This window comes from Alteromonas sp. DY56-G5, assembly GCF_041414725.1.
Classification (GTDB): Bacteria; Pseudomonadota; Gammaproteobacteria; order Enterobacterales; family Alteromonadaceae; genus Alteromonas; species Alteromonas macleodii.
This window is the reverse complement of sequence record NZ_JANHZQ010000002.1, coordinates 104,999-120,851: the sequence shown is the minus strand read 5'-3', so window position 1 is coordinate 120,851 and position 15,853 is coordinate 104,999. Positions and strand designations below refer to the sequence as shown.

General features: G+C 43.5%; 14 protein-coding genes. 7 read left to right on the top strand and 7 right to left on the bottom strand.

Features of this window, described 5'->3' with window-relative positions:
- Nucleotides 1–4 precede the first annotated feature (4 nt).
- On the bottom strand, nucleotides 5–1,210 hold the full coding sequence (locus NO989_RS01445) for an outer membrane beta-barrel protein (protein ID WP_014976222.1): 1,206 nt from the start codon (nucleotides 1,208–1,210) through the stop codon (nucleotides 5–7).
- Between the two features lie 683 nt (nucleotides 1,211–1,893).
- Between NO989_RS01445 and NO989_RS01440 the strand changes: the two genes are divergently transcribed.
- Together NO989_RS01440 and NO989_RS01435 are read left to right on the top strand one after the other, a co-directional pair.
- Complete coding sequence (locus NO989_RS01440) at nucleotides 1,894–3,348, top strand: undecaprenyl-phosphate glucose phosphotransferase (protein ID WP_014949101.1); 1,455 nt, start codon at nucleotides 1,894–1,896, stop codon at nucleotides 3,346–3,348.
- 33 nt (nucleotides 3,349–3,381) lie between these two features.
- Nucleotides 3,382–4,791 carry a mannose-1-phosphate guanylyltransferase/mannose-6-phosphate isomerase gene (locus tag NO989_RS01435; protein WP_371341934.1) on the top strand — a complete coding sequence of 470 codons (1,410 nt, stop codon included), beginning with the start codon at nucleotides 3,382–3,384 and terminating at the stop codon, nucleotides 4,789–4,791.
- Nucleotides 4,792–5,082: 291 nt separating this feature from the next.
- Here NO989_RS01435 and rplT read toward each other — a convergent pair whose 3' ends face one another.
- The 4 genes from rplT to thrS all read right to left on the bottom strand — a co-directional run bounded on the left by rplT (nucleotide 5,083) and on the right by thrS (nucleotide 8,341).
- The gene (gene rplT / locus NO989_RS01430; protein ID WP_012518092.1) at nucleotides 5,083–5,439 is read right to left on the bottom strand and encodes a 50S ribosomal protein L20; all 357 of its coding nucleotides are present in this window, start codon (nucleotides 5,437–5,439) and stop codon (nucleotides 5,083–5,085) included.
- Nucleotides 5,440–5,457: 18 nt separating this feature from the next.
- The gene (gene rpmI / locus NO989_RS01425; protein ID WP_012518091.1) at nucleotides 5,458–5,655 is read right to left on the bottom strand and encodes a 50S ribosomal protein L35; all 198 of its coding nucleotides are present in this window, start codon (nucleotides 5,653–5,655) and stop codon (nucleotides 5,458–5,460) included.
- Nucleotides 5,656–5,773: 118 nt separating this feature from the next.
- Nucleotides 5,774–6,313, bottom strand: coding sequence for a translation initiation factor IF-3 (gene infC, locus NO989_RS01420; RefSeq protein ID WP_179985174.1), 540 nt, complete (start codon nucleotides 6,311–6,313; stop codon nucleotides 5,774–5,776).
- A 111-nt stretch (nucleotides 6,314–6,424) separates the two neighbouring features.
- Entirely contained in the window at nucleotides 6,425–8,341 is a 1,917-nt protein-coding gene (thrS, locus tag NO989_RS01415) for a threonine--tRNA ligase (RefSeq protein WP_371341933.1), read from the bottom strand.
- A 447-nt stretch (nucleotides 8,342–8,788) separates the two neighbouring features.
- On the opposite strand from thrS, the gene NO989_RS01410 reads away from it, so the two are divergent.
- The 3 genes from NO989_RS01410 (at nucleotide 8,789) to NO989_RS01400 (ending at nucleotide 11,693) form a co-directional block, all read left to right on the top strand.
- Nucleotides 8,789–9,673 carry a fructosamine kinase family protein gene (locus tag NO989_RS01410; RefSeq protein WP_371341932.1) on the top strand — a complete coding sequence of 295 codons (885 nt, stop codon included), beginning with the start codon at nucleotides 8,789–8,791 and terminating at the stop codon, nucleotides 9,671–9,673.
- A 122-nt stretch (nucleotides 9,674–9,795) separates the two neighbouring features.
- Nucleotides 9,796–10,545: a pteridine reductase gene (locus tag NO989_RS01405; protein ID WP_371341931.1), complete on the top strand. Its 750-nt coding sequence runs from the start codon at nucleotides 9,796–9,798 to the stop codon at nucleotides 10,543–10,545.
- Nucleotides 10,542–11,693: a DUF3080 family protein gene (locus NO989_RS01400; RefSeq protein WP_371341930.1), complete on the top strand. Its 1,152-nt coding sequence runs from the start codon at nucleotides 10,542–10,544 to the stop codon at nucleotides 11,691–11,693. Before NO989_RS01405 ends, NO989_RS01400 begins: the two co-directional genes overlap by 4 nt.
- Nucleotides 11,694–11,846: 153 nt before the next feature.
- Here the strand turns inward: NO989_RS01400 and NO989_RS01395 are convergent, their stop codons facing one another.
- A complete protein-coding gene (locus tag NO989_RS01395; RefSeq protein WP_371341929.1) occupies nucleotides 11,847–13,097 on the bottom strand; it encodes a mechanosensitive ion channel family protein in 1,251 nt (416 codons plus the stop codon).
- A gap of 47 nt (nucleotides 13,098–13,144) precedes the next feature.
- The gene (locus tag NO989_RS01390; RefSeq protein ID WP_014976215.1) at nucleotides 13,145–13,771 is read right to left on the bottom strand and encodes a CPBP family intramembrane glutamic endopeptidase; all 627 of its coding nucleotides are present in this window, start codon (nucleotides 13,769–13,771) and stop codon (nucleotides 13,145–13,147) included.
- Nucleotides 13,772–14,197: 426 nt separating this feature from the next.
- Here NO989_RS01390 and NO989_RS01385 point away from each other — a divergent pair, with 426 nt between their 5' ends.
- Both NO989_RS01385 and NO989_RS01380 read left to right on the top strand, forming a co-directional pair.
- The gene (locus tag NO989_RS01385) at nucleotides 14,198–15,031 is read left to right on the top strand and encodes a MurR/RpiR family transcriptional regulator (protein ID WP_371341928.1); all 834 of its coding nucleotides are present in this window, start codon (nucleotides 14,198–14,200) and stop codon (nucleotides 15,029–15,031) included.
- A gap of 200 nt (nucleotides 15,032–15,231) precedes the next feature.
- Nucleotides 15,232–15,795, top strand: coding sequence for a DUF924 family protein (locus NO989_RS01380; RefSeq protein WP_371341927.1), 564 nt, complete (start codon nucleotides 15,232–15,234; stop codon nucleotides 15,793–15,795).
- The last annotated feature ends 58 nt before the right edge of the window (nucleotides 15,796–15,853 follow it).

Genomic DNA, 15,853 nt, shown 5'->3' with positions numbered 1-15,853 from the left:
CGTTTCACAGTGTTACCTCAGCAGTCACCCCAATTTCGCTCTTATCATAGCCAATGGTCTCTCGGTTACTATCTCGATCCGTATACTGATAATAAGTGCTGAATTTTAACCATCTGCGAGCTTGATAACTCAAAGATGCGGAGTAATTCATGAGTTCGTCGTCTCTATTATCGATATCAATTTCGTTAAATACATATTCGTCATCTTGTTGAGTGACACTAAACGAGGTACTTAAACGCTCAAGCCAATCATGATTCCAGCGAACACTATAGTTTTGTCCACGGATGAAATCGCCTTCACCATTCGTTTCGAAGGTATCTGCACTTGTCGAGATTCTAAACGTAGAATAGCTCACTGGTTGCCAATCTATTCCAACCTCCCAATCTGTGCCGTAGAATGTCCCTCGTGATTGATCCTCAAACTCTTTCTCTTTATAACCTACTTTTGCAAAACCTGTTGTCGCAGCAGTGCTTTCCCAAACAACACCAACTAAAACGCGTGTCTCATCACTGTCGCGAGTGACAAAGTCTAACTGCTCATCATATCTAACGTAGGTTTGCGTAATATCAATAACAGCACTAGTTGCAGCTCCAATTTGGTAGCCAAACTCACCGCCAACCATGGTTTTTACCCTATCGCGGATCAAATAGGCGTCTTCAGATCTGTCATAGTCTAGTGATTGTCGACGTGTTTTTAATGTAATAAGACCATCAGAAGTCACGGCACCATACGTGTATTCAGCAGAAAGGTTCGAGCTTTTATAAGTATCTGGTGTTGAAATATCCAACCCAGTACCAATTGAGAAGCCGGTACCGCGATCTTCATGACCATCTTCATATTGAGCGAGCGCACTCACACGATGACGACTATTCAATTCAAAGTCACCCGAAGCTTCTACAAAATGGTCGGTATAATCATCATTGCTACTGGAAAAATATACACCACGCTCCAGTCTATAACCAATCTGAACGGGGTTGCCGTTGACTTGCGTAGCGGCAATAAGTTCAGGGGATAAAGTGGTACGCCAGCTGTATATTTTACTTTGGTTATCTCGTGCATTCGCCACGTTGTCAACATACGCCATCGAAGACGTAAATGAAGGGATCAAATCAAATTGCCCAGCTTGAATTCGACCAGCCTCTTGGGCAAATAGAGTCGGTGTGGCGCAAATTACCGACAGAGCTATTATGCTTTTGGTCCTTTTTAACATGTTATTTCCTTCCTACGATGGCTTGGGTGTATTAAAACGGTGCATTATTTCGATATAGCGCTTTCAAATACATCCTTACGTAAACGCTATAAACCGCGAAACAGCCGGAATATGTGTAATTCTTACAAACTAAACAAGGTGAATGCCTTAATAGTTCATGGATAATCAATGTCGAGCAATAGGCGTGCCGCTTTTGCTTTGCTAGGCTGTGAACATTACTAGCGAACACATTAGAGCAAAAGTCAATTTGCTCTATATTGTTTGACTCAACAGTCAGTTAACAAAGTACTGCAACTTATACCTAGATATTGTTGCATCTATATGTCCAAGGCTGCAAATGCGGTATATGCTATCTTATTTATATTGTTTATGAAAAGCGCTAGCGCCGTATTCTACTCATTTTGCACCAAATTAGTACGGAATGAACTTTGTTTTTGTAATAAAATTACAATATCCATATAATACGCTGTTGCTAGAGCACTTAAGCGTTAGACGTGAAAAATTTCAACGCGAATATAATCAGCACGTTGTGATTATTCATCTTACGCGCTTAAAAGTGGGCTCAGTATTTGCATAACTTCCATAAGTTGTCTTCGCTATTCTTCTTAATTCATGGCTTAGCTTGTTTTTGTTGTCGTTAGCTTTGGCTACAGGCTTCACTTTTTCACTTAGAGATTACTTAAATGGACAATAGAGTAGAATCTAACAAAGCACTTAAAGCTCACCCCGTTGAGTCTAATACTAATGGTGGTTTGGTAGTCAGGAACCAAAGTGGTTTTTCAACCATTTACAGACTCATCGATCTTTCGCTGGTAACGATTTTGTATTATTCAGCAGCAGCGTATTACGGTACCCAGATAGATACCACCAGCTTAATTCTTCTTTTTGTGAACGTTATTTGCTTTCAAATTTCTGCCGAAGGCGTTGAGTTATATCGGTCGTGGCGTGGGCACAGAACGCCTGAAATGCTAAGAGCGGCTGCAATCACATGGACATTGAGCGTTCTCGGTACCATGTCGATGGGGTACTTTTTCGTTCAAGAAATAAAAACGCCACCTCCTGCAATATTGCTTTGGTTTGCATCTTCATTTGTCGTTTTGATTCTGTGGCGCTTTATTATGCGCAAGTTTCTCTTCCGCATTCGCAAAAGCGGCTTGAACACACGCCGTTCTATTATCATTGGCGCTACTCATTTAGGCGCGAATGTTGCTCTTCAGATACAACAGAACGAACATTTAGGTATTCGCTTTAACGGTATTTATGATGACCGTGAAGCAGAACGTCTCCCTCATGAGATGCAGGGTGCTGTGCTCGGCAACATTGAAGAAGCCATTGAAATGGCCAAGCGCAACGAAGTTGATTACATCTACATAGCATTGCCAATGAGTGCAGAAAATCGCATTCGTGCAATTCTTGAACAGTGCAGCGATACCACCGCTAACGTTTATGTAATTCCGAACTTCTTTATGTACAACTTGCTTAACGCTCGCTGGCAAACCGTGGGTAATGTACAGGCACTAAGTGTATATGACACCCCATTCCAAGGCGCCAGTGACGTATTGAAGCGGTTTGAAGATGTTGTATTAAGCAGTCTGATCTTAATGTTGATTTCCGTTCCCATGTTAGCAATTGCGGCCGCAGTTAAGCTCACATCTAAAGGGCCAGTCATTTTCAAACAAAAGCGTTACGGATTAGATGGTAAACAAATTACGGTTTATAAATTCCGGTCTATGACTACCCAAGACAACGGAGCAGTTGTTAAGCAAGCAACGAAAAACGACGCGCGTTTAACCAAAATAGGTGGTTTCTTAAGGCGCACATCGCTAGATGAACTACCTCAGTTTATCAATGTTCTGCAGGGTCGCATGTCAATTGTAGGCCCTCGCCCGCACGCGGTTGCTCACAATGAGGAATATCGTAAGATCATCACAGGTTACATGCTGCGACATAAAGTTAAGCCTGGTATTACGGGTTGGGCACAAGTGAATGGTTTGCGCGGTGAAACGGAAACCACGAACAAGATGGTACAGCGTGTAGAGTACGATTTAGACTATATACACCGCTGGTCTATTTGGTTCGATATTAAAATTGTATTCATGACTGTATTTAATGGATTCATTAACAAAAACGCATATTAGAAGTACACCAAATCAAGAAAAGGACATCATCATATGAAACCTGTTGTATTGGCTGGCGGCACTGGTAGCCGCCTTTGGCCAAAGTCTCGCGCCGCTCTTCCAAAACAGTTTTTGTCGCTTACATCCAACAGCACGATGCTTCAAGATACAATTACTCGACTTAAAGGAACCAATGCCGAGCCTCCTGTATTTATATGTAACGATGCGCATCGATTTTTAGTTGCTGAGCAGCTTCGTAAAAAAAATATAGAGCATGATGGTATTTTATTAGAGCCCATTGGGCGAAACACTGCACCAGCAATAGCACTTGCGGCATTACATGCCACAAAAAATGAGAATGACCCTGTTCTTCTTGTCCTCGCTGCGGACCATTTAATTAAAGACCAAAGCGCATTTCATAGTGCCATTACTAAAGCAGAAGCATTAGCAAACGAAGGAAAGCTTGTAACTTTTGGTATAGTTCCAGACCAGCCCCACACCGGCTATGGCTACATCAAGGCTGGAAATGTACTGAATGTTGGATTTGAGGTAGCTGACTTTGTAGAAAAACCAGAACTTGAAACAGCAAAACAGTACGTTGAGTCAGGTGATTTTTTCTGGAATAGCGGCATGTTTATGTTTAAAGCCAGCCGTTATATTGAAGAATTAGGTAAATATCACCCAGAGATGCTAGAGATTTGCCGTCGCGCAATTGAAACTGAAGCACCTGATTTAGACTTTATTCGAGTAGATTCTGAGATATTTTCCGCGTGCCCTGATGACTCTATTGACTATGCTGTGATGGAGAAAACTGACAGCGCTGCAATGGTGCCATTAGATGCAGGGTGGAGCGATGTAGGCAGTTGGACATCGCTTTGGGAAACTGCCGATAAAGATGACAACGGCAACGTTTGTGTAGGCGATACTATTTTAGAAAATACTAATAATAGTTACGTGAACGCAGAACAGCGATTAGTATCTGTCATTGGCTTAGAAGACGTTATTGTGGTCGAAACCAAAGATGCCGTTATGGTCGCACATAAAGATGACGCTCAAAGTATTAAGACCGTGGTCAACAGGCTAAAAGCTGAAAAACGCCCTGAGTTTGAATTCCATCGTGAAGTTTTCCGTCCGTGGGGTAGCTACGATTCAATTGACAGCGGTGCACGCTTTCAAGTTAAACGTATTACGGTAAAACCTGGTGAAAAACTATCTGTGCAAATGCACCACCACCGCGCTGAGCATTGGATTGTGGTATCGGGCAGTGCAAATGTGACTATTGATGACAATACTCAATTAGTAACAGAGAATGAATCTGTCTATATCCCAATCGGTGCAGTACACGCATTAGAAAACCCCGGAAAAATCCCGCTAGAGCTTATAGAGGTTCAATCGGGCGCATACCTTGGTGAAGATGATATAGTTAGGTTTTCAGACCGCTACGGGCGTGTAGAGAAAAAATAATAGTACTTAGTACTAAGCTGCGAATATAAGCAGAGCTTTGGCTCTGCTTTTTTGTGTTTAAAATTCCACATGTAGAAGCCCCCCTACTCTTTTGTTCTTTGCGCATGAAAACCTAGAGTAAAGCTAGAGAAGGCGCGCTTTTCTACAGATATTCAACAAGTGGATATTAGAAGGGCGTTGTTAAACAATGGACTAAATAAGTTTAAAACAAAGTCTGAACCCCAAAAACGAAAAAAGGCGAGCATCCTGCTCGCCTTTTTCCGAAAGAACTTAAACTTAATTAGTTAATAATTAAGCTAATGCGCCTTTAGCCGCTTCGACTAGTGCGCTGAAAGCTGCTTTGTCATGTACTGCGATGTCGGCAAGGATCTTACGATCGATTTCAACAGACGCTTTCTTCAAACCGTTAATGAAACGGCTGTATGACATACCATTTTGACGAGCAGCAGCGTTAATACGTGCAATCCATAGTTGACGGAATTGACGCTTGCGCTGACGACGGTCACGGTAAGCATATTGACCAGCTTTAGTTACAGCTTGTACCGCTACGCGATATACACGTGAACGTGCGCCGTAATAACCTTTTGCCTGCTTGAGGACTTTTTTGTGACGAGCACGTGCGATAGTGCCGCGTTTTACTCTAGCCATTAATCAGTCTCCTAAGTCTTATACGTAAGGCAACATGCGCTGAACCAATTTGGTATCAGAGTCATGAACCAGTTTTTTGCCACGAAGGTGACGTTTACGCTTAGAGCTCTTCTTAGTCAGAATGTGACGTAAGTGAGACTGTTTGCTTTTAAAGCGGCCAGAACCCGTTTTCTTGAAACGTTTGGCGGCACCGCTTACAGTTTTCATTTTAGGCATTGCTAAAACTCCGCATTGTTTAATATCGGTATTTTTCGTGTTGCAGTCACTTCATACCGGCTAATGTTTAGCAGCAAGGTGTTTAAGGGTGCAGATTCCTTAAAACTTTAGACCGTTACTACTTCTTATTTGGGGCTAGCACCATGATCATCTGACGGCCTTCCACACGACGTGGGAAAGACTCGCAAGTAGCGATATCTTCCAAATCACCTTTAACGCGATTTAGTAGATCGATACCGATGTCTTGGTGCGCCATTTCACGACCGCGGAAGCGGATCGTAACTTTGGCTTTATCACCACCTTCAAGAAAGCGACGCAGGTTGCGCAGTTTTACCTGGTAATCGCCTTCATCAGTGCCAGGGCGAAATTTAATCTCCTTGACCTGAATTTGCTTCTGTTTTTTCTTCTGCTCTTTCTGAGCTTTACTTTTTTCGAAGAGGAATTTGCCATAGTCCATAACTTTACAGACTGGCGGCTCGGCATTTGGACTGATTTCTACTAGATCTAGGCTCGCTTCTTCAGCGGCACGCGTAGCATCTGCTAGCGAAACCACACCAACCTGTTCACCGTCTTTGCCAATTAATCTTACTTCTCTGGCTTTAATCTCATCGTTAATGCGGGCTTTGTCGCCCTGAGCCTTGTTGTTAGCGCCTTTAATGTGCTATTCCTCCAAACATTTAATTCTTTTGTCTGCTTTTGGGAGGTCGGTTGACCCGAAGTAAAACCAAAAGCAGACACCTTAATTGTGTATTATACACAATTTGCTCAACTACTTAATCGTCTTTTCAACAACTTCTTGTTGAGCCATGGCAATAAAGTCTTCCAGGCGCATTTTGCCTAGGTCGTCACCGCGACGAGAGCGTACTGCTACTTCGCCCGCTTCCATTTCTTTATCGCCCACAACTAGCATATACGGAATACGCTTCAAAGTGTGCTCGCGGATTTTAAAGCCGATCTTCTCATTTCGCAAGTCAGACTTTGCTCTAAAACCTAATTCTTGCAGTTTTTTTACACAATCTGAGGCATATTCAGCTTGTTTGTCGGTAATATTCATTACCACAACCTGCTGAGGTGCCAACCAGAGTGGGAAGAAACCTGCAAATTCTTCGGTCAAAATTCCAATGAAGCGTTCTAGTGAACCCAAAATAGCGCGGTGAATCATAACCGGCACTTTGCGTTCGCCATCTTCTGCTACATAAGTAGAGCCCAAGCGACCTGGCATTGAGAAATCTAGCTGTACGGTTCCGCACTGCCATGCACGGTCTAAGCAATCGTGCAGTGTAAACTCAATTTTCGGTCCGTAGAACGCACCTTCTCCAGGCTGATAATCGAACTCGATGTCATTGGCTTTAAGTGCATCTGCAAGCGCAGCTTCTGATTTGTCCCAAATCTCGTCAGCACCTACGCGCTTTTCTGGGCGAGTAGACAACTTAACTTTGATGTTTTCGAAACCAAACGCGGCGTATGTCTCGTACACCATCTTAATACAGCCACTCACCTCTTCTAGGATCTGTTCTTCAGTACAGAAAATATGAGCATCGTCTTGCGTAAAGCCACGAACACGCATTAGACCATGTAGTGCACCCGATGGTTCGTTACGGTGACAGCAGCCAAACTCAGCCATACGAAGAGGCAGGTCGCGGTACGACTTCAAACCTTGGTTGAAAATCTGTACGTGGCCTGGGCAGTTCATTGGCTTAACGGCATATTCACGCTTTTCAGATTCAGTCGTAAACATGTTTTCAGCGTACTTGTCCCAGTGACCTGATTTTTCCCAAAGCGAGCGGTCCATCATTAATGGGCCTTTAACTTCGTCATAATCGTATTCACGAAGCTTCTTACGCACGTAGCTTTCTAGCTCGGTGTAAATTGACCAACCGTCGTTGTGCCAAAACACCATACCCGGCGCTTCTTCTTGCCAATGGAAAAGGTTAAGTGCTTTACCAATTTTACGGTGGTCGCGCTTTTCAGCTTCTTCTAAGCGCTGTAGGTAAGATTTAAGCTGCTTCTTATCTGCCCACGCAGTACCGTAAATACGCTGAAGCATTTTGTTGTCGCTATCGCCACGCCAGTAAGCACCTGCCACTTTCATCAGTTTGAAGTGATGGCAGAACTTCATGTTTGGCACGTGAGGGCCACGACACATATCTGTGTATTCTTCGTGGTGATACAGTGCTGGGCGGTCGTCCTTGCTGATGTTCTCATCAAGAATTTCTATTTTGTAGCTTTCGCCGCGCGCTTCAAATGCATCGCGTGCTTCTTGCCAGCTAACTTTGTTCTTAACCACGTCGTAATTAGTTTTAGCCAGTTCAAGCATACGCTTTTCTAGTTTGGCTAAATCTTCCTGGGTTAGGCTTTCTTCCATATCAACATCGTAGTAGAAACCGTTGTCGATAACTGGGCCGATAGCCATTTTGGTGTTAGGCCAAAGTTGTTTGATAGCGTGACCTAACAAGTGCGCGCAACTGTGACGAAGAATTTCTAAACCTTCATCGTCTTTTGCAGTAATAATTTGAAGTTGTGCGTCCGCGTCAATCATATCAACGGCGTCAACTAACTCACCGTTTACTTTTCCTGCAATGGTTGCTTTGGCTAAACCAGGGCCAATATCATTTGCAACATCTAGTACAGAAACAGCGTTATCGAAAGCGCGTTGGCTTCCATCAGGAAGGGTAATTACAGGCATTTTAATTCCTTTACAGTGGTGACGCCTACTCTGCGCCACATGCATGTTTTTGAAAATTTAATCGTGCTTTATAGCACTCGAAACTTGCTTTATTTGAAGCGACTAAAGTACAACATAAAAATACAGCGCATTGGTACTGCAAAACTGCATACGCGTCGAACTTACTGAGTTTTCTCAGTATTAAAGCAAGTTGTGGATTATAACCAGTGTAGGGGCAACTTCAATATCGAAAAGCCTTTATTGGCTAATTTGTGGAGGTTTGATTTCGTTTAGGAAGATTTTGAGTAGGAATTTATGCATTTCACCGTTTTTATCCCATACTTTAGTGTAAGGCGATAAAGGTTGCTGGACTAGCTATTCGCTGGTGTTCTAGTGTGCCATAGGAAAGTAGTCACTCAACACTCCAATCGCCTTAAAAAAAGCATTAAAACAAGCAGAGCGTGCAATATGTGGCATTTTATCAGCGAGCATATTTCAGATGAAACCCAGCAGTTTTTTAGCTGCCAAAAAGCCGACCGAGTAAGTGGCGGAGATACACACGAAAGTTACATCATAAAAGATACGACCCATCGCTACTTTGTTAAAACCCGCAAATATGATGATACTCAGCAATTATCTCATGAAGCCGAAGGACTAGCGGCCATCGCTAACACGCAAACCATTGCTACCCCGCGAGTCATTTGCCATGGAATTACAGCCAATGAAACGCCTAATATGGAATATTTGGTACTTTCTCACGTTCGATTTATTGAACCTACTGATAATGACTATTTCATTTTAGGACAGCAACTCGCTGCACTTCATGCGGTTAACGCCTACACCAGCTATGGATGGCCGCATGACAATTACATTGGTGCCAGTGTACAAACCAATGGAAGAATGGCGTCTTGGGCTGACTTTTTTGCAGAAAAACGGATTGGTAGCATGCTAGAACGCTTGGCATCAATTGGTACATGGAAAAGCGGAGATGGCAATATAGACGATATTGTTACTCGAGTAAGACATCTCTTGAGCTTACATCAACCCCACCCTTCACTACTTCATGGCGATTTGTGGGCGGGCAATGCAGGCATTAATAAAAAAGGACCGGTGTTATTTGACCCCGCTGTGTATGTTGGCGATGCGGAAACCGACCTTGCCATGGCCGAATTGTTTGGTGGCTTTCCCCAATCTTTCTTTGAGGGTTACCATCAACACACCCCAATTGAAAAAAATTACCGATTAAGAAAACCAATTTACCAGCTTTACCATATTTTAAATCACGGGTTATTATTCGGCGCGCATTACATTACGCAAGCCAAACAAATAATAGATGACATTTACAAGCATTGATGTGACAAACAAATTCGCTTGCATTTGTTGCCCATCAGCCGTTTTACCTGCGGATTAAGAAAGAAAGCACCGCAAACTGTAAATAGATATAAGTCGATTTAAAATAGAGAGTAGCTTTTATTATGACAAACTCAGGCCCTGTAGCACTCATTACCGGGGCAGCAAAGCGAATTGGCGCCGCCATGGCGTGTCAGCTTCATAGCGAAGGCTATCGCGTTATTATCCATTATGGGCATTCTAAAGACGAGGCACTTGCACTGGCTGAAAAGCTAAATAGTGAGCGGGAGGACTCTGCTACCTGTATCCAAGCCAACCTTTGTAATTCAGACGAAGTAAGTGCACTTGGGCAGCGAGCATTAGGCATTTGGGGTCAGATAAACGTTTTAGTAAACAATGCTTCTAGTTTTTATCCCACTCCGGTGGGCGAAATTTCAGAAGACGACTGGGTATCTCTAATAGGCAGTAACGTGAAGGGGCCATTGTTTTTGTCACAAGCATTGGCACCAGCATTAGCGGTAAGTAAAGGCTGCATTATCAATATGGTCGACATGCATATCGATCGTCCACTTCCCAAACACAGTGTTTACCTCATTGCTAAATCCGGTCTTGCCTCACTAACCCAATCGTTAGCTATAGACTTAGCCCCCAACGTTCGCGTAAATGGTATTGCGCCAGGGGCAATTTTGTGGCCAGAACGGGAAATGGACGAGGACGAAAAAGACAAACTGATATCGAGTATTCCACTGGGTGAACTAGGTACACCAAATGATATTGCTAAAACATTGTCGTTCTTGGCTTCGGCCCCTTACATCACTGGACAAATCATTTATGTCGATGGCGGGCGCGGACTTCATACTGGTGCCTCCGCGTGAATATTTTCCAAGTGAAACCATGGCACCCAAAAGTTTCGCAACTAAGAAACGCTTGCCGCGCTGGTGTCATCAGCGTTGCCATGTTTGCTTTGCTAGGCTGTTTTGGCGGTAGTACCGTAAAGCAAAGCATTGACGATTACGCCGCACGACTCTCGCGTGTACTCGATACGCCCCTCCCCGATTCGTTTAACGATAAGATTACCACCCCGCTTCCCAAACTTGCTGACTCCGCCACGCTTAAACACGCTATTGAGGGCGTGAATATAAACCTGCGTGAGTTTTATGCGCTGCAAGATTGTGAGTTAGGCACAGTGGTTGCCGAACGCAATACGTCGCTAGGAAAAAGTCAGCTGCCATCACAGCGGCTTGTTTATGAGAGCAAGCTGCTTAATGTACTCAACAGCTGTGAAGCAGCGCTCACGAAAGAAAACAAGTCTAACCAGAGAAACGCGGCACTGGCAGCAACCATCGCATCGTGGCGTGAACAAAAGACACAAGACTACAGTAAAACGTGGGCAAACCTAGTCCAAGGGAGCCAAGAGTTGCGTCTGGCGCTTAACACACCTGAACGTCTTTTCTCAGTTGAGAATAATAAAGACGCACTTTCTAGCGTAAACGCGCTTTATTACATTAACAGCTTAAGTAACAAAGAATTGCTATTGAGCGATACAGAAACAGAGGCTACGAATGAAAATAATAGTGAGCGTATTATTGAGAGCAGCGAGCTTGAACAACAGTTAAAAATTATACGCTCAGCCAGGTTACCCGCTACACTTTGGCATACACAACAAACCTTAACGCAAAACCTCTCATTGCTTACGAATATGCTTGAAACCGAGCTTGATGCTGTAAGCTGCCCAGAAGGCCGCGCCAGCGACAAAGCAAAAATATTGCGTAATGTATTCTATCTTTTCTTTATTGAGGAGATACAACCTGTAGGAAGTTTGGTAAATCAATACCATTACAAACTAGCCCCATTATGGGAAGACTGGCTTGCGCAGCCGTCGCTGCACGAGGAATTCAAACGCTACATCAGGCAACAGTCACAAGACGGATTCAATCAATACAGCAGCGCCATGAAAGCGCATGTCAACTTATGGCAAGGATTCCTTGGTAGATGTAATCTATCGCCCGTCGCGCCTGTTTAATAGCGCGACGAGCAAATCCACAAGCCCAGCTTTTGCTGAACATCTCCTCACTTCTGGCTAGCTATGCTGCAGCACGTTCAATATGTTCGTTTCCCTTCTAGATTTGAAAAGAGGGCAAATGACACATTCCAATAATCCTTCACATAACAAATGTTAAAGAATATTTTCTCCTGCTTCCGGATCTCTCGAATTCCGAGCCTGCTCACGTATTTCATGAGCTTCGGAAGACACATCATCATTGATTTTCGATTCTTGTGGGCGCGAATTTCCAGCCCCTTTAGCACTTGACCTTTCGTTTCTATTTTCTGTGGCTCCACTATTCTTTTCGCTATCCAAGCTTTTTACGTTCTTTTGGCCTGTTGTTATTTCACTTAACTCATTTGCTTCATTTTCAGAAGGGCGAGCGCTTGAAGCGTCTTTCTCGGAAGCGTGGTAAATATGCATACCCTCAGGGAAAATGCGCTCTCTCGCATCATCAGGCATACTGATATTCGCCTCTAAGAAGGCCTGAGTGATTTTACGCATCAGCACCGACGCCATTTTTAGTACACTCGTTTTCTCTACATCCACCCAAAAATAAACCTTGATGTTGTAGGTCGAGGGGCCTAATTCGTCGATGAGAATTTGCGGTTCAGGGTCGATTAACACGTTGTCTTGTGCTGACGTAATTTCTTGCGCCATCTGCTGTGCGTGTTGTATATCAGCATCGTAGCCAACGCCAATAACAAACTGACCACGCATTAGCGGGTTGGCCGTAAGGTTTTTGATTACCCCTTTGTAAATAGACGCGTTAGGTATTTGAATATGGTTGCCGTCAAAATCCACCAGCGTTGTCGCACGTGCCGTTACTTTCTGAATGATGCCGGTGAAATCGTTGATTTGTACGATATCCCCTATCCTAAAGGGGCGTTGAATAGTAAGCAGTAGGCTTGAAATAAAGTTCTCGGCGATGTCGCGAAAGGCGAAACCAAGAATAAGCCCCACCACACCTGTACCACTCACCACCGCGATTGCAAACCCAGTGAGCCCAGCTAAGAACAAAAATAGATAAATACCGAGTAAAATTAAGACTAAACTGACACTTCTTTGAATGACTGAGCGCAGCAGTGGAGATGTGGTCGTACGGGTTAACGGTTTAACTAAAACCTTGGCAATATGTGGCGCTAAAAGGATAAACGCCGCCATGATAACTAAACCTAGCGCCAACCCCGGTAATCGATAAACAAAGTTCTCCCAAAGCTGAGAGAGTAGCGACTGTGCACTTGATAAACTGCTTATTGCGCCACCTTCGTCACTTTGTTGAAGCAAAGTTTGTATGAAAGGTTCGCTGTCGGTTTGTGGGAAAGAAAGCCCCGCTCGCTTATTTAAAATAGAGGGTTGTAATATTTGTTGCGCACTGAACATCACCTCACTCCTTGGCGTTCATGTGTTTCGATTTTTAATACAAATAACTACGACGCGATAACTAAATAAGATCCCAGCCCGATGGTAAATAAAAAACTGCCCCATATAGCGTGTTCTATAACCACCACGGGCGTCGAATTAGTTTGCATATACCGATAACCGAAAATGCCACCGCCAATCCAAGAAATGACTACAGCAATCCAGTTACCGTACACTAAGTGGGCTAAACCAAATAAAAAAGTGCTTAAGGCCCACCTTGCATACTTCGAAGGCAGTATTCGCTTGTAACGGTGGAAAAAGTACGTTCGAAAAATGATCTCTTGCGGGATGACCGACACTAACGGATAAATCAATAATGTAGCTACCCACATCCATGGCTGGTTCATAGGCCAATGTAGGAACAATTCCGGTTTAAAAAAGTAAACTACCAGCGCCAGTAAGCTCGCCCAAGGCAAAAATAACCTTAGCGTACTTTTTAAATGCGTTCGATAGTCTTCCCAATGCCACAATTTAATGCGTTTAAATTGCTTATCTGCTAACAAGATAGCTAAGCAACAAAGTCCCATAACACCTAAAATAGGCATGAGATAATTTGCAAAATGCTTTATCCAGTAGAGAACGGCAAAGGGAATCACCACAAAGAGCAAGATCAATTCAGACCACAGCTTTGCCACAACTCACCTCTTTCTCACGATCATGCTAGGTTCGCTGATCGATTCCCCAAACGTTTTTACTAACTAGAATCGATGCTAAACCAACAAGATAATTACCAACCGATGACACTTTTGTGAATTTTTACGGTTTATATCTATGAAAGTGTAGTGCCAATTTGCAAAGCATGAGTGATTAATTAAGTGCTACTTTAGCCCTATGCTTTACTACGCATTCGTAACTCTCTATATAGATAAGGTTTTTTAAGAGCAGTGGAAACTTGTAAGCGTTTTTTAGTAATGAGCAACAACGCTTATTATAGTGATCTACTTCAATAATCGGCTTCGAAAAACCTATTTTAAAGTACGTGAACGCGTTGAACTCAGGTAGTGTTTGTATATCGCACAAAAGTCGTGAAATAATTGCATAAGATGTATAAGGCGATACCAATGACAAAAAATAGCCCTAGCGACGTTTTACAGCAAATTGAAAACCACTATGCCTCTTTGTCCCCTTCGGGCAAGGCTATTGCGCATTATATTCAGCAGAATCCAATCGCAGTATTAAGTCAATCTACGTCTTTAATTGCAGAAAAAACGGGGACGTCAAAGGCCACAGTCAGTCGCTTCTTTCGCCAGCTGGGTTTTGACTCGCATCAGCAAGCTAAAGAGGCGCTTGTTCAGCTACGTGAGCAAGGCGTGCCTGTTGTGAGCCCTTCAAGTGGAGTTCTTCAGCATGAGAATGATAGTAAGAATTTGGCCAATACATTTGATAGCACTTCCTCAGAGGCGTTGACAGATATTGCTAAATTGCTGGCATCAGCAGGCCAGGTCACCTTGATTGGTTTTAGAAACGCCTACCCCATTGCACTTCATTTTAGGCAGCAGCTCAAACAAATTCGTGCGTCGGTCCGTGTGCTTCCTCAGCCCGGTCAAACACTGAGTGAAGATATTATCGACCTAACCGAAAACGATCTTGTTGTACTTTTCGGTTTTCGTCGTAGAACCCGTCAATTCAAGTTTGTTTTAAATAGCATTAAACACTGTAAAACCGTATTAATTACCGATCCAACGGGTCAAGGATATCGTCACGATGTCGACCACCTGCTCGTTAGCCACATTGGCAGTGACTCGCCTTTTGATAGTTACGCGGCTCCAATGAGCTTGGTTGCATCACTGTGTAACCTTACCTACGAAGTATTAGGAAGCCAGGCCGCAGACCGCGTCGACGCTATTACTGACATCTACATTCAAATGGATGAGCTAGAAAGTCCAAAGCGTTAACCCTTCCCACAGAACACTTTTTAAGCAATACTATAAAGAGATCGGATAGCAGAGAATTGTTATTTTGCAAGCGTAAAGGGAACTAAAGCGCTTAAAAATGGGTATAAGTATTAATTCACAACGCTTATTTTGGGTTTTAATGCATAAAAACGTACCTGTTAATTTAATTTCACTGCTAAAAGCGTGTAGTTGGAGTTGATATGGATAAAACGCAAGTAGTCATGGAAGAAGCTAACGGTGTGCTAGACTTTTGGTTTGGAGAACTCTCTCCAGAGCATTGGTTTAAGGAAGATGCTGCACTAGATAAAACGATCACTTCGCGATTTTCAAAATTGCGTTCAGCAGCCATAAAGGGCGAGTTGTGGCCTTGGCGAGCGACGGCTACCGGTCGTCTTGCCGAAATAATTCTTCTCGATCAATTCTCCCGAAATATTCATCGCAATGAGAAAGATGCATTCAGTGCAGACAGCATGGCTTTGGTTCTTGCGCAAGAAGCGGTAAGTGTTGAAGCCGATAAGGTACTTACACCGCAGCAGCGCGCGTTTCTGTATATGCCGTTTATGCATAGTGAATCACTCGCAATCCACGACGTCGCATTGGAACTATTTTCACAAGAAGGCCTTGAAAGAGAATTCACCTTTGAAAAGCGCCATCAACAGATAATTGAAATGTTTGGCCGCTACCCCCACCGCAACCGAATTTTAGGGCGCGAGTCGACACCAGAAGAAGTTGCATTCCTGAAGAAAAATCCCCAAGGTTTCTAGCAACTTACTTAGTTTTTTTATCGATTTACTCAGCGCTTTTCCAATTATGTAACTCACA